The following is a 15,224-nucleotide window of genomic DNA, read 5'->3' as shown; positions in this document are numbered from 1 at the left end:
GGGGGGCGATGCGGATGCCGCAGCCGGAGCCGGCGTCGCGTCAAGGCAGGGAGCCACGCAGGCGGACGTCGCCGACGAGGCGGCGGCCGTCGGCTCCGGTGAGGCTGCGCGGAACGGGCGCGGCACCGCCGGGGCGACCGTGTCACGGCAGGGACAGGATGCTGCGACGGCGCCGGGCGGGGCGGACAGCGTGGTCCGGGTCGGACCGGGCGCGTTCGATCGGGCCACCGGACGCCTCGTGAGGCTCGGCGATCTCGATCTCGAGGGGCCGGCGCTCGACCTCTACCGCGCGCCGACCGAGAACGACCACGGCCAAGGTGATGCCAACAACATCGCGTCGGTGTGGCGCAAGACGATGCTGCACCGGCTGCTGCACCGGGTCGACGAGGTGTCGATCGGGGAGGATTCGCTTCGGGTTCGTGGCCGTACGGCGCCCCGCACACACCCGCACAGGGTCGTGTGGACGATGACGTGGCAGCCGGGCGGCGGCGGATTGCTGCTCGACGTCGAGGTGGACTTCGTGGGGCCGTGGACGGACACGCCCTACATGCACCGCGACATCTGGGTGCCGCGGCTGGGTCTGCTGTTCGCGATGCCGGGCGCCGCCGAGCGGGTCACGTGGTTCGGTCGCGGCGCCGGCGAGACCTACGTCGACTCGTACGAGGGATCGCGCGTCGGACGCTTCTCGCGGTCGATCGACGAGCTGCAGGTGCCTTACCCGGTGCCGCAGGAGAACGGCAACCACGTGCAGACGCGCTGGCTCGAGGTCGCCGGCGAGGGTCTGCCGACGCTGCGGGTGGAGGGGCGACCCGAGTTCGACTTCGCCGCGCGACGCTGGACCTCACACGACCTCGACCGCGCAGCCCGACCGCACGAGCTCGTCGACTCGGGGCGGGTGTGGCTCAACATCGACCACCTGCAGCAGGGCCTGGGTTCGGCATCCGTCGGCCCTGCCCTGCCCGAGCAGTACCGGATTCCTCGCGAGAGCGCATCGTGGAGGGTGTGGCTCGGAACGCGCTGAGGGTCGAAGTGCAGGGAACGACCGGTGCGTGGTTACCAGATCGTGCCGCCGCCGATCGAGATGCCGCCCCACGTGAGCGCGATGAAGATCGCGGCGAACACGACGGGAGCGATGCCCTTGCCGCTGCGCGCGAGTCCCTTGAGAAGAGCGATCACGGCGAGGATCGCGGCGATGATGGAGAGGCCGCCGCCCACGATCAGCCCGATGAACAGTGGGATGGGCATCAGCACGAGGCCGGCCAGCGCGAACCAGAACGCGGCCCAGGCAGTCGGGTTGGAACGACGTTCGACAGAAGAGGACATGCGTCCATTATGGGTTGCGTCCACTCCGCCCGCGGATCATGCCGGTCCGCGGATGGCAAGCCCCTCCCAGATGCCGCGTCGCCGGCAGAGGCTTCATCCATGAGCCATCCAGACGACATCAAGCAGCCCTTGGATCATCTGCCGCCGCAGGAAGAGCGCGACATGGCGGTCGAGATCGAGGAGCCGCAGTACCCCGACACCGGTGGGGTCGACGACTCCTCCGCCGTCAGGCCGGCGACGGCCGCAGAACCAGAGCGACCAGGGCGACACGGCCTCGACAGCCCGCCGACGAGCGGAGCGTGAGCCACTCCGGCTGCGGGTCGCACGCGGCGTCCGCCGCAAAGGCTGGGACGGGTCACGATTCCGAAGGCTCGAGTGGCAGCTCGAGCCCGTGGTTCCAGGAGAGGATGGCCGGCTGCTCTCGGTAGAAGGCCAGCACCGACACGGATCCGGCGTCCAAGCTGAGCTGCCCGCCGAACCGCGGCGCCAGCCGGAGGAACACTGCGGTCAGGATGCGCAGGAAGTGCCCGTGCGCGACGAGAGCGACATCCCCCTGCGCCATCGCGGGCAGCACGCGTGTGAGCACGCGCGAGGCTCGGGCGGCGACTTCTTCCACCGTCTCTCCGGGCGTGCGCCCGCGAATCACGCCGTGGGTGAATGCACTCCAGTCGTAGCCGAGTTCGCGACGGATGTCGCCGGTCGTGCGCCCTTCGTAGCCGCCGTAGTCCCATTCGACGAGGAGTGGATCGATCTCGGGGCGCAGACCCGCCAGCTCGGCGGTTCGCTGCGCGCGCTGCAGCGGCGAGGCCAGGACGAGCGAGAAGTCGTAGCCGGCGACGAGCCGGCCCGCACTCCGGGCCAGGCTCTCCCCGCGAGCGGTGAGCGGGATATCGGTGAGTCCGGTGTGCCGACCCTGTCTCGACCATTCGGTCTCGCCGTGCCGCAGGAGCACCAGCTTCCCGGACGGGGCGTCCGGGGCGGGACGATCGGGCAGAGGATCATCGGTGGCCACATGGCAACCGTAGTGTCTCGGCGCGGGCGCCCGCCCCTCACCCCTGGGTGATGCCGGCCTCACCCTTTTTGCGTCCTTGTAGAGTGAGGGTGGACTCAAGAGTGGGACGTACCGGGGGGCACGGACTGAGCGTGAGATGCAGGGGCGCAGCGTGAGCGACGTCGTCGGCGAACTCGAGGCGATCACCCGCGACGAGCGCTGGGACGACCTTGCGGCAGTCGTCGACGACCGGTTCTTCGCCTATCTCCTGCAGGACCCCGAGGCGCTGCGCCGCGCGCTCGAGGCCGTTCCGGAGCGGTGGCTGCGGGCGCACCCGCGCTACCTCCTCGCTCGCTCTCTCGTGCGAGGTGCCCGCCAGCCGCTCGGACTCGTCGACGACCGCGAGCTCGCGCTCTTCCGCGAGTGGGTGCAGTCGCAGCCGAACCCCGCGACGCGGGACCGGCTCGGCCTGCTCACCGCTGCTCTGCGTCATCTGGTGACCGCAGGCCGGGTCGAGGACGCCAGCGACACCGCATCCAGGATCTTCGCCACGATCGACGACGCCACAGACAGCGCGGGATTCCACGACGTCCTGGCTCCCGTGCTGCTGCGTGCCGGGACCGCGAAGCTCCTCGCGGGTGACGTGTCCACGGCGATCGCCTCGTACGCCGAGGCGAAGCGATGGGCGCAGATGCGCCCGGGTCACCCGTTCGAGCGCGTCGCGGCACGGCATCTCGCTCTGGGCTACGCCGTCGCCGGCAACTACGCGAAGGCCGACCGCGAGCTCCAGCGCGACGCCTCGGCCGAGGTCGACGAGCGATTCGGGCACGAGGCCGCTGCCTACGTCCGCGGGCTCATCGCGATCGGCCGCCTGAATCGACGGGATGCCGAGATCCGGGTCTCGGAGGCGAGCGGTGTCGACGCGACGAGCGAGCTGTCGTGGATGCGCGTGCACCTCCGCGCCAGGCACGCCCTCTACTGGGGGGATCGCGACCTCATGGTGCATGAGGTCGAGGACTATCTCCTGACGGATCGCGGTCAAACCCGGCCGGGGTCGATGGCCGGCGACCAGCTGCGCGCGGATCTCTCTGACCTCTATCAGGCGCTCGGGAATCTTCCGGCGGCCGAGCACGTCCTCGAGACGCGCGGGATGAGCAGCGCGCATCGGTCGGTGCTGACATCGCGCTCGCGGCTGCATCTGCTCAAGGGCGAGCGGGAGCGGGCGCTCGCCCACCTCGCGGAGGCCAAGCAGCTGACCGGGGGTCGCGTGCACTTCCTGGCGAGTTGGCGCGTGCTGCAGGTGAGCGCAGGCCAGTTCATGGGCGACCCCGTCGACGTGGAGTCGCTGCGCGCACTCGCTTCGTCCATGGAGCACACGCACGCCTTCGACGCTCTGGTCGAAGGCACGCCGGAGGTGCGAGACGGCGTCGCCCGCCACTTGCGGTTCAACCCCGCTTCGCTGCCCGACGTATACGCCGCGCCGCCGCCGCGTGCGACTCTCACGCCGCGCGAGAGCGAAGTGCTCGGAGCGCTCCGCGAGCACACCTCGATCAAGGCGGTGGCGGCGGCGCTGCATGTATCGCCGAACACCGCCAAGACGCATCTGCGCGCCCTCTATCGCAAGCTCGGTGCGAGCGGTCGCGAGCAGGCACTGCGCATCGCCTCGAGCCGGTTCGAGTAGGTCACCCGCGATCTCATCCCGGGGTGAGATCGGTTGGATCAAGGGGTGAAATCACCCAGGGCCGTTCCCCTCAGCGCCTTCCTGGGAATTGACTGGAAGCGACCTGTGTCACATCAAAGCTCGGCGCCGAACGCATGGCGGCGCCATTCGGGGGGGCGGAGAATGCAGCGGTACCGGGCGCGGAACGATCGTGTGTCGAGGGATCGGCGACCACCACGAGGGAGGGCCGGTCTGGCCGCGCTCGCGGTGACCGCGATGCTGGCGGGCCTGATGACCGCCGTCATGCCCGCAGCTGCTTCCGATGCGGTCGCGTGGAGCGGCACACGAATGGGCGCCTCGGTCGGGCTGCAGAACGCGCCCGCGGCCGGCACGGCGCTCAGCGGCCGAACGGGTGGACTCGAGACGGCGATCGGCCAGGGCATCTCGCCGTTGCGGTTCGCGGATGGCGGCGCCGGCCTCTACAAGGGTGCGATCGACTGGTTCGAGTGGGGCGCGGTCGGCGAGCGGATCCCGGCCGCCGGCCTCAGGCACACGAACACACGGGAGTTCGCCGGCGGAACACTGGCCACGACGTGCACCATCGGCGCGCCATCCGGCGGCGAGGGTCTGATCGTGCATCGCCCTGGGAACTTCAGTGGCGACGGTCTCGACGACATGTACAACGTCGGCGGCACGGGGACGAGCAACGAGCTCATCTCGGGCCTCGCGAACTACGCTGCGGGTGCGCCCGTGACGTTCGACTTCACTTGCGACGTCACCCTCGACGGGGTGCCGGTGCCGCTCGCCGGGCTGGTGATGGCCGACGCCGAGGCCAGCCTCAATGCGAACGGAGAGTACGTTCAGGCGACGATCCCCGCCGGAGGCGATTGGCGCATCATCGATCGCTACCGCCCTGCGGGGTGCGCGATGGACGCCGTCGTGACGCGCACGGGGCAGACGATGCGGTTCGCCGGGTCGCCGCCGCGCAGCTGTGACGCCTTTCCGACCGGCGTTGCGTTCATGGAGGGCGCGTCGTCCGCCGTGGCGACCGTCACCTCTCCTGCGGGCCGCTCCGCGATCGCGCTCGGTGTGGTCCTCTTCACGGATTTCGGCGACGCGCCGTCGTCCTATGGCGACGCGGGCTCGGTGTACTCACCGGCGTTCAGCGCCCCGACGGTTCCTCAAGGGCAGTCCACGCTCTTCGGTCAGCCGCTGAGCGGCGTCGGTCAGCCCGCCACCCGCCTCGGCGCGGCCGTGACCTCCGAGCAGGGATCGCAGCCAGGCCCGGCCGCCGATGCGGACAGCGATGACGGCATCTCTCCCCTCGCCGTCGTCGAGATCGCCCCCGGTCGTTCCTACACGCTCGACGATGTGGCGTGCACAGGACCGGGCTTCGTCGCCGGATGGATCGACTGGAACGGCGACGGCGCCTTCGACGAAGGTGAACGCTCCAGCGTCGTCGAGTGCGCCGGCGGGGTCGCGTCCCTGAGCTGGACCATGCCGGACGACGTCCTCCCCGGGGCGACGTTCCTGCGGCTGCGCATCGGGGCGACCGCCGCGGCGGTCGGATCCCCGACGGGAGTGACGACAGCCGGAGAGGTCGAGGATCACCCGGTCACGCTCATCGAGCTCTCGCAGTTCTCATGCACGCCCGATGGCTACCTGTTCCAGTACCCCGCCGCTCAGACGGGACCGACGTCCATCCGGGCCGTCGACATGGTCACCGGTGGCTGGACCGAGTATGCGGCGCTCGAGGGTCGCACGGTCAACGGTGTGGCGTTCAACCCGCTCGATGGCTACATGTACGGGTACGACTACATCGGCGACGAGTTCGTGCGCATCGGCGCAGAAGGCTCGGTCGTCGGACTCGGCCTGCCGACCGGCTGGACTCCCAACCGAGGAATCAACACGGGCGAGTTCGATGACGAAGGACGTCTCTGGGTTGCAGCCGGTGGCGCCGGAAGCTCGACATTGGAGTGGTACTCGATCGACGTCGCGCCGGACGCGGATTTCGCGGTGATCGACTCGGGAACCCAGCCGATGCCGGTCGACGGCGCGGTCGCGGACTGGGCCTTCAGCGTGACGGAGGGCCAGCTGTACTCGCTGGGGCGGATGACTCCGGCCACCGACACCGTGCTCCTGAGGTTCGACACGGCAACCGGCACGCTGCACAACGAGGGCAGCCTCGGCACGCTGACTGCTCCAGACGGCGTGATCGCCTCGAACGGGTTCGGCGCGGTGTACGCAGACGCGTCGGGGTACATCTACGGGTCCAACAACCAGACCGGCCAGATCTGGCGTGTGGATCCCGCTGCAGGCGACGCCGACTTCTTCTCCTACGGTCCGCCGTCCGCGCTCAACGATGGCGCTCGCTGCCATCTCGCGCCCGTTCCGATCGACTTCGGTGACGCTCCCGACACCTTCGGCACCTCGCTCGGCGAAGACGGGGCGCGTCACTCCATCCCGGGCTTCGACACGGACGCGAACAGCGCACCCGTGATGCTCGGTGCATCGATCGACATCGAGTCCGACGGCCAGCCGACCGACGCCGCCGACGGCGACGACGCGAACGGCGTCGCCGACGAGGACGGCGTGGTGTTCAACTCCGAGCTCGGATACGAGGACCCGACCCTGCGGACCGGGCTCGACCCTGTGTCTCTCCAGCCGATCGAGAACACGCTCGAGGTCGAGGCATCCGCTGACGGGTACGTCAGCGCGTGGGTGGACTGGAACCAGGACGGCGCCTTCACCGAAGACGAGCGCGTCGCGAACGCGCAGCCCGTGACGGCGGGCACGAACGAGGTGTCGTTCGCGCAGGATGTGAACCCCGCCGACATCTCGACCTTCGTCCGAGTCCGCTACTCGACGGATGCCGCATCCATCGCCAGTCCGACGGGCCCTGCGCCCGATGGTGAGGTCGAGGACTACCGAGTGCTCGTGGAGCGGCTGATCCAGCCCGACACCTGCACGGTGACCGGCGTGGAGCACTACGCATTCACCTTCTCCGCACCGGTCGACCGGACGGGTTCCGGCGGCGTGGGATCGACCGCGCGCTACGAGAACGTCACGGTGATCGATGGCCTCGCGATCGACATGGTCGTCGAGGTGACGGCGGGAACCCTGAGTCCGACCGGATTCTTCCGCGCCGCCGGAGATGACCCGGCCTGGAACGTCCTCTCGAACGCCACGATTCGCTATAGCTTCTATCAGGCTGGTACGACCGACCCGATCGACATCAACGCGGTTTTCACGATCAATGACATGGACGGCACGCCGGACACCACGGACGAGGTGAGCACGTGGGCCGCGGATGATCTGGCCGCGTATGCCATCACCCAGGGAAGCCGCGTCGAAATCGTGGAGTCCGGCGGGTCGGTGGCCTTCGTCGGCCACGGGCTCAACAGCGGCGACCCCGTCAGCCGGTTCCAGGTTGTCCTCGAGGCTCGCGACTCGTTCGAGGTGAATTGGCGAGGATCGAGCAACGCCGGCTTCACGTTGGATGGCGATGGTGATATCGGCATCGAGCCGCCTGCGTGCCAGGACTTCGGTGATGCGCCCGACGCCTACGGCACAAGCACCGCCGTCAACGGCGCGACCCACACCATCGTGCCCGACCTGCTCCTCGGTGAGGGGATCGACTTCGATCCGGACGGTCAGCCGACCGACGACGCCACCGGCGATGACGCGAACCGTCTCGCCGATGAGGATGGCATCACCGAGCCGATCGAGATTCTTCCCGGCGCCGGCTCCACGGTCAGCGTCACAGCGACCAACGGCACCCCGAGCGCCGCAACGCTCGCCGGGTGGATCGACCTCAACGGAGACGGCGCGTTCCAGGACGCGGAGCGAGTCGTCGTCCCCGTGCCCGCGGCATCCGGAACCGAGCCGTATGACATGACGTTCCCTGCGGGGACGACGCTCACCGACACGTTCGCCCGATTCCGCCTGTTCGCGGGCGACGTCGCCGCACCCGCTGCCACCGGCGTGGCGGATGCGGGCGAAGTCGAAGACTACGCCGTCACCGTTGCGGACCTGCCTCCGCCCGCGACGTGCGTACCCGCCGAGATCCGAGCGACCGAACGATACTGGTTCTTCGGTGCGAACGGTGCGATCGACTTCGGCGTGACGGGAACGACGGCGACGCCGTTCCTGGGTGAGCGGACGACCGTGGAGGGCTCGACGGTCGTCACCGACAGCGCGGGCACGCTTCAGTTCTGGAGCAACGGGCAGCAGGTGTTCGACCGGAACAGCAACCCCATGCCCAACGGTACGGGACTGCTCGGCAACAGCTCCGCGACCCAGACGGTCGCCGCGTTCCCCGCACTCGGCCAGCCCGGGAAGTTCTTCATCGTCACCACGAGCACCGATGTCGGAAGCGCGCCGAACGGCAACCTGACGTACTCGGTCGTGGACATGACCCTGAACGGCGGGCTCGGAGACGTGACCGACGTCAAGAACGTCCCCCTCGGTGCGCCCGGCACGGCCTCGGAGGCGATCACCGCAGTGCCGAACGCGGACGGCACCGGATTCTGGGTGCTCACCTACACCAACAACTCCCCGAACGTCCTCGCGTACGAGTTCGGGGCGAACGGCCCCGTCTCGGGCGCGCCGGTGACGAGCGTGATGCCCTCGAACCACCTCAACGGATACGGATCACTCGCGTTCAACGCGGACTACACCCTTGTGGCTGCGATGTCCGCCGGGTTCGTCGCCGGGACCGGTGGTCAGACGGGGACTCAGCCCACCGTTGTGCGGGTGCTTCAGTTCAACGCCGAGACCGGCCAGCTCTTCCAGGAGTACGAGTGGTCGCTGCCGGTGACGGCAGGCTCGGGCGGGATGGGCTACAACGCCGAGTTCTCGCCTGACGGTCGCTTCGTCTACGCGACGAAGATCTTCGGCGGAGGTCAGCTGTACCGCTACGACCTCGAGGGCGCTGCCACCGGAGCCGAGGTGAAGGCGACGGAGGAGAACGTCGGCAGCATCGGCGGGATCGGCGGTCAGATCCGCCGCGCCCCGGACGGCAGGATGTATGTCGCCAATCACGCGGCGGCCTCCCTCAGCGTGGTGGACGACCCCGACAGCACCGGTGACCCCGGCCTGCGAACGGGAGGCTTCTCGCTCCCCGCCGGCGCGGTCAGTCAGTTCGGTCTGCCGCAGACGGTCACCGGATGCCCGCCACCCGTGCCGTCGCTCGAGATCGAGAAGACCTCGACGATGACGGCCGACTCGCGCCCGGGCGACGAGATCGAGTACACCGTGACCGCGACGAACACCAGCGAGGCGGACTACACCAGCGAAGAGCCCGCCGTGATCTTCGACGACCTGGCAGGCGTGCTCGACGACGCCGCCTACAACGGCGACGCGTCCGCCGAGGCATCTGACGGCTCGGCTATCGCGGATCCGGCTTTCGTGGCACCGTCGTTCCTGTCCTGGACGGGTCCGATCGCCGCGGGTGAGACGGTCACGATCACCTACACCGTCACCCTCGCGCCCGGCGGTGACGGAACTGTTCGCAACGTCGCCTGGCAGCCCTCGACACCGCCGGATCCCGGTGTGCCGCCGACCGACGTCCCGGTCTGTGACGCGCGGACCGAAGACGGCACCGACCCGGTGACCGGTGAGGTCTGCGGATTCGCGGAGGCCGAACTGCCGAAGCTCACCATCACGAAGACCTCCGACACCACGGATCTTCCCTCTGACGGCGCAACCGTGACGTACACCGTCAGGGTGACCAACGACGGCCCCGGCGACTTCAGCGAGAGTGCTCCCGCCACGATGACCGACGATCTCGGCGAGGTGCTGGATGACGGCGCGTTCGGCGACATTCTGACGCCGGCCGACGGGTCCTCCTTCGACCCCGACGCCGAGGCGGTCACGTGGTCGGGTCCGCTCGCGGCAGGCGAGTGGGTGGACATCAGCTACACCGTCGTCTACGACGCGACCGGTGGTGACCACGTCCTGCTCAACAGGGCCTGCGTCCCGGAGGACGACGCAGTGGATCCCGATGCCGCGTGCGATTTCGTCCGCATCCCGGCTGCGGCGCTCGTGATGGACAAGACGGTCGACCCGTCCGATGGCACCACCGTCGTCGCCGGCCAAGAGGTGACGTACACGCTGACGTTCCAGAACGTCGGCGAGGCCCCCGCCGCGGTCGACGCCGTCGACACGCTGACCGACGTCCTCGATGACGCCACCCTGACGAGCGGCCCGACCGCCGATCCGGGGCTGACCGCCGCGCTCGCGGACGACGAGTTGGCCGTCACCGGTGAGGTGCCGGTCGGCGACACGCTCACGGTGACGTACACCGTGACGGTCGACGCCTTCGCGGATCAGGGCGACCACATTCTCGGCAACGTGCTCAGCAACGCCGACGGCTCGTGCCCGCCGGAGGGCTGCACGTCGACGGTGAATCCCATCCGCCACCTCACCGTGGACAAAGCGGCCGACCCTGTCGACGGCGTCCAGTCCGGTGATGTCGTGACCTACACCGTCACCGTGACCAACGACGGCGCGGCCGACTACACGGTCGACGCACCCGCGATCGTGCGCGACGACATGACAGACGTGCTCGACGACGCGACCTACAACGACGACGCCGAAGCCGAGGCGGCCGATGGAGCGCTGGTTCCGGCGCCGGCCTTCACCACGCCCACGCTCGCGTGGTCGGGTGCCCTGCCGGTGGACGGAGTCGTGACCATCACGTACTCGGTGACGGTGACGAACCTCGGCGACCACGACCTCCTCAACAGCGCAGGCGCCGTCTGCGCGGCGCCAGAGATCTGCGACCCGCCGACCGACGTCGAGGTGCTCCTGCCCTCGATCGTCCCCTCGAAGTCGTCAGACCCGGTCTCCGGTGACGGTGTCGAGGCCGGCGACGTCATCACGTACACGCTGTCGTTCACCAACCAGGGCCAGGCGACCGGAGACGTGAACACGACGGACGACCTGTCGGATGTGCTGGACGACGGCACGGTCACCTCTGATCCGGTCGTGGACGCCGCGCACGCCGACTCCGTCACCGCGGTGTTCGACGCCGACGCGCAGACGATCGAGATCACGGGTCCGCTCGCGCCGGGCGAGACCGCGACAGTGACGTATGAGGTCACGATCGGGGAGGACGGCGAGCGCGGCAACAACGTCGCACGCAACGTCGCGACCCCGCAGGTGCCGCCGTTCGAGCCCCCGGCGGACTGCGAACCGGCGGACTGTCCGCCCTTCGTGCCTCCGACCACCGAGCACCCCGTCGGCGAGCTCGTGATGGACAAGACCGTCGATCCGGCATCGGGGACGGCGGTGGATGCCGGAGGGCAGGTCACGTACACGCTGACGTTCTCGAACACCGGGGAAGCCCCCGTGACCGTCGACGCGCTCGATGACCTCTCGGATGTGCTGGACGACGCCACGCTGACCGCCGGCCCCACTGCCGGGCCGGGGCTGACGGCGACCCTCGCCGGCGACGAACTGTCGGTGACGGGCGAGCTGGCCATCGACGCGGAGGTCACGGTGACCTATACCGTGACCGTGAACGCGTACGCCGATCAGGGCGACCACGTGCTGGGCAACGTCCTCAGCAACGGGGACGGCACCTGCCCAGCCGGTGACTGCCCGTCGACGGAGAACCCGATCCGCCACTTCTCGGTCTCGAAGTCGTCGACGCCGGTCGATGCGGTCAACACCGGGGACGTCGTGACCTACACGGTGACCGTGACGAGCGACGGGGCGGCCGGCTACACCGCCGACACCCCCGCCAGCGTGTCGGACGACATGAGCGATGTGCTCGACGACGCGACGTACAACGACGACGCGATCGCCGTCGACTCGGACGGGAACGCGCTCGCAGCACCGTCGTTCAGCGCCCCGACGCTGTCGTGGTCGGGCGCGCTGGCCGCAGGCGAGACGGCCACGATCACGTATACCGTGACCGTGACGAACCTCGGTGACCACGACCTCGTGAACGTCGCGTCTCCGGTATGCGCCGAGGGCGTGATCTGCGACCCGCCGACGCCGCCTGTCGAAGTGCTGCTGCCGTCGATCACGCCGTCGAAGTCGTCCGACCCCGAGTCGGGCGCCGGCGTCAACGCAGGTGAGGTCATCACCTATACGCTGACGTTCACGAACGACGGTCAGGCGCCGGGTCCCGTGGACTCGACGGACGATCTGTCCGCGGTGCTGGACGACGCCGAGGTGACCTCCGAGCCCGAGGTGGAGGGCGACGGCGTGACCGCGGCGCTCGACCTCGAGGCGCAGGAGATCCGGGTGACCGGGAACCTCGCTCCGGGCGCGACGGCGACGGTGACCTATCAGGTGACGGTGCTTGCAGACGGCGAGCGCGGCGACAACATCGCCGGCAACGTCCTCACCCCGTATGTGCCGCCGTACGAGCCGGGTCCGGACTGCGAGACCGAGTGCGATCCGTTCGACCCGCCGACCACGCAGCACCCGATCGGCGAGCTGGACGACTGGAAGACCGTCGATCCGGCTTCGGGCACGACAGTCCGGGCGGGACAGCAGGTGACGTACACGCTCCACTTCGAGAACACCGGCGAGGCGGCGGTTCCCGTCAACCGCGACGACGTCCTCACTCTGGTGCTCGACGACGCCGCTATCACGACCGCTCCGGTGGCGAGCGATGCGGCGCTGACGGTGTCCGATGTCGTCGACGGTCGCTTCTCGGTGACCGGTGCGCTCGAGCCCGAACAGGTGGTGACGGTGTCGTACACCGTCACAGTGAACCCCGACGGCCAGCGCGGAGACGACCGTCTCGGCAACGTCCTCGTCGGTGCCGGTGAGGAGCCGCCGGCCACGTGTGAGCCGGCCGACGGCGAGCGGGCCGATTGCACGGTCAACCACGTCTCGAACGTGGTGGCGTCGAAATCGTCCGACCCGGCCTCGGGCACCACGCTGCCGCAGGGGGAGCCGGTGACCTACACGCTCACGTTCGAGAACGTGTCGACGAACCCGGATGCCGCGCCCGCCGCGATCGACTACACCGACCACCTGGTCGACGTCCTCGACGACGCCACGCTGAGCGGTGAACCCGACTCGTCCGACGGTGCGGTGGGCGCGACGCTGGACGGCGACACCCTCCGCGTCGCCGGGCAGATCGCCTCCGGCGCCACGATCACGGTCACATACACGGTGGTCGGGAAGGCGTACAGCGAGCAGGGGAACCACACCCTGGGCAACGTCATCGCCATCACCGGCGAAGAACCGGTGTGTGCTCCCGGCAGCCCGCTGTGCACGAGTCACGAGCTCACTCCGCCTCCGCCCCTCGCGGTGACAGGCGGTGACATCGCGTGGACGGCGGCTTGCGTCGGGCTCGGTCTGCTGATCCTCGGCGCCGGCGTCCACCTCATCACGCGGCGTCGCCGTGCCGAGACCGCAGCAGGTGGCCCCGCCCGGTTCTGAGGCATCGCTCACGACGTGGACTCCCCCGTTGCCTCCGCGGCCGGGGGAGTACACGTGCCGCGGCCGACGCACTCGGGCGCGGCGAGCCCGACCGCCCTCAGCGCCCGAGTGCTGCGTCGTCGGTGCTGCCCGACACCACGAGCACCGGGCCCGACGCCGGCGTGGACTCGGCGATCGGCGGCGCCGACCCGGGTTCTGCCGCCGCGAAGCCGTGCGACAGATCGCACCGTCGTCGATCGCGCCATCGATGATCGAGTCGTCCGTCGGGGTCGCGGCCGCGGTCGGCGGTTCGCCGCGCCCCCGGAAGATCGCGTCGTGCTGTGCAGAGGTGAGCGTCCCGGTCATGAGGGCGTCGCCGAACACTGCGTGCCAGGGTCGCTCCGTCACCGGACGCGCCGCACCCGACGCGGCCGTATCCTCTCACCCTCGATGGCGGAATCCGCCCCGGTGGGATCGTCGAGATCGGCGGGCACGGGACGATGGGAGCCGATCACTCGTACGCACCGGCTCCCATCGCCGTATGCCCGGCTACGCCTTCTCGACAGGCACCTGCAGCTCGGTCACCCAGTGGGGGCCGGGCTCGTGGCCGTCTGCCTCGAGGTACACCTCGCGACAGGGCCCCGTCATGCGGTAACCCTCCTCGATCACGCGCTCCATCAGGCGCGACCAGGATTCCCCGATCCCCGACATGTCGCCGCGATGGATGAGTGCAGCCATCGTCTCCACGGCTGGCAGCGTGACGACCTCGTACCCCGCCCCAGGTTGCGGCACCGGCTCGGCTGTGAACGAGATGTGGACGGCGAGGTCGTCCGAGTCGGGCACGGACTCGTACCAGAAGATGCCGGGCTCGATGATCTCGCGTCCGGCGGCGGTGAGCGCCGCATTCAGCCTCGGCATGACCGCGTCGATGACGGGGCTGACGTTCTCGGGGCCGCCGCCTGGGGCGATGCCCGTTGCGGCGTAGACGGTGACGGCGTCCACCGGGCGGTACTGCACGTTCTCTGTCATGGCGATGTGTCCTTCCAGGAGGGAGAGACGCCGGTCGATGCGCTCCAGCTGTGTGGTTTCCGCGTCGATCGAGGCTGCGATCGCGGCGCGTCGATTCGCGAGCACGCGACGAAGCACGCTCTCGTCATCAGAATCCAGCACCGCGGCGATCTCGTCGAGGCCGACGCCGAGCTCCCGCAGCTCCACGATGCGCAGCAGCCGCGGCAACTGAGTGCTCGCGTACCTGCGGTATCCCGAGTGCGGGTCGACGTGTGCCGGAAGCAGGAGGCCGATCGCGTCGTAGTGACGCAGCATCCGCACGCTGACGCGCCCGAAGGCGGCGAACTCTCCGATGGTGTACATGGTGCTGGCCACGTCGACCATGACACAGTGTCAGGGTCAAGCGCAGCGCCACTTACGATGCAGACCCCGATCCATCCCGTTCACGCTCCCAGTGCTGCGACGTCGGCGAAGAGCGAGTCTTCGCCGACCTGACCGCCCTTCAGCAGCAGCTCCACTCCGTCGACAGCCGGGTCGGCGGCGTGCGCGCGCAGCAGCACGACGTTGCCCCACGGGTTCGCGGCGATAGACAGCGACTCGACGCCCAGCAGCCGCGTGACGCGGCTCGACGTGTCGCCGCCGCACACGATGACGCGCCGGCTCGCGTTCTTGCGCACGACGGAGGAGACGACGGATGCCGCGGCCTCCGCGATCGCCTCGAGCACGGGTCGATCGTCCGCCGCCGAGGTGTCGGCGTCGTCCGAGGTGAGCACGACGCCGCGGCCCGCTCGAAGCGTCTCGACCGCGAGGTCCGCCGCGGCGGCCGGCGCTTCACCGCCGAGCGGCAGCGTCCCG

7 protein-coding genes and 1 pseudogene are annotated in these 15,224 nt (G+C 69.5%); 4 read left to right on the top strand and 4 right to left on the bottom strand.

Features of this window, described 5'->3' with window-relative positions; all coding sequences use genetic code 11:
• Positions 1-1,021, top strand: a pseudogene (locus EIO58_RS05100) (beta-galactosidase small subunit); the annotation flags it as partial.
• Positions 1,022-1,053: 32 nt separating this feature from the next.
• Here the strand turns inward: EIO58_RS05100 and EIO58_RS05095 are convergent.
• Positions 1,054-1,323: a hypothetical protein gene (locus EIO58_RS05095; RefSeq protein ID WP_127818588.1), complete on the bottom strand. Its 270-nt coding sequence runs from the start codon at positions 1,321-1,323 to the stop codon at positions 1,054-1,056.
• A 99-nt stretch (positions 1,324-1,422) separates the two neighbouring features.
• Between EIO58_RS05095 and EIO58_RS05090 the strand changes: the two genes are divergently transcribed.
• Positions 1,423-1,626 (top strand): hypothetical protein, encoded by a 204-nt coding sequence (locus tag EIO58_RS05090; protein ID WP_127818587.1) that lies wholly within the window; start codon positions 1,423-1,425, stop codon positions 1,624-1,626.
• Between the two features lie 52 nt (positions 1,627-1,678).
• Here EIO58_RS05090 and EIO58_RS05085 read toward each other — a convergent pair whose 3' ends face one another.
• Complete coding sequence (locus tag EIO58_RS05085; RefSeq protein ID WP_240658580.1) at positions 1,679-2,335, bottom strand: histidine phosphatase family protein; 657 nt, start codon at positions 2,333-2,335, stop codon at positions 1,679-1,681.
• Between the two features lie 151 nt (positions 2,336-2,486).
• On the opposite strand from EIO58_RS05085, the gene EIO58_RS05080 reads away from it, so the two are divergent.
• Both EIO58_RS05080 and EIO58_RS05075 read left to right on the top strand, forming a co-directional pair.
• Complete coding sequence (locus tag EIO58_RS05080; RefSeq protein ID WP_127818586.1) at positions 2,487-3,995, top strand: response regulator transcription factor; 1,509 nt, start codon at positions 2,487-2,489, stop codon at positions 3,993-3,995.
• A 255-nt stretch (positions 3,996-4,250) separates the two neighbouring features.
• Positions 4,251-13,382, top strand: a complete 9,132-nt coding sequence (locus tag EIO58_RS05075; RefSeq protein WP_240658582.1) for a CshA/CshB family fibrillar adhesin-related protein — start codon at positions 4,251-4,253, stop codon at positions 13,380-13,382.
• 528 nt (positions 13,383-13,910) lie between these two features.
• Here the strand turns inward: EIO58_RS05075 and EIO58_RS05070 are convergent.
• Entirely contained in the window at positions 13,911-14,753 is an 843-nt protein-coding gene (locus tag EIO58_RS05070) for a MerR family transcriptional regulator (protein ID WP_240658579.1), read from the bottom strand.
• A 59-nt stretch (positions 14,754-14,812) separates the two neighbouring features.
• Positions 14,813-15,224, bottom strand: a 412-nt coding sequence (locus tag EIO58_RS05065; RefSeq protein ID WP_274543189.1) for a nucleotide-binding domain containing protein, incomplete at its 5' end; no start/stop codon positions are given.

This window comes from Microbacterium sp. CPCC 204701 (assembly GCF_004010105.1).
In the GTDB taxonomy this organism is placed as follows: Bacteria; Actinomycetota; Actinomycetes; order Actinomycetales; family Microbacteriaceae; genus Microbacterium.
The sequence above is the reverse complement of the archived record's forward strand: the minus strand, read 5'-3'. Positions and strand labels throughout refer to the sequence as shown.

Excerpts from the sequence above, each read along its gene's own strand:
- EIO58_RS05095 (WP_127818588.1), bottom strand. The coding sequence starts at position 1,323 with ATGTCCTCTTCTGTCGAACGTCGTTCCAACCCGACTGCCTGGGCCGCG.
- EIO58_RS05090 (WP_127818587.1), top strand. The coding sequence starts at position 1,423 with ATGAGCCATCCAGACGACATCAAGCAGCCCTTGGATCATCTGCCGCCG.
- EIO58_RS05075 (WP_240658582.1), top strand. The coding sequence starts at position 4,251 with ATGCTGGCGGGCCTGATGACCGCCGTCATGCCCGCAGCTGCTTCCGAT.
- EIO58_RS05070 (WP_240658579.1), bottom strand. The coding sequence starts at position 14,753 with ATGGTCGACGTGGCCAGCACCATGTACACCATCGGAGAGTTCGCCGCC.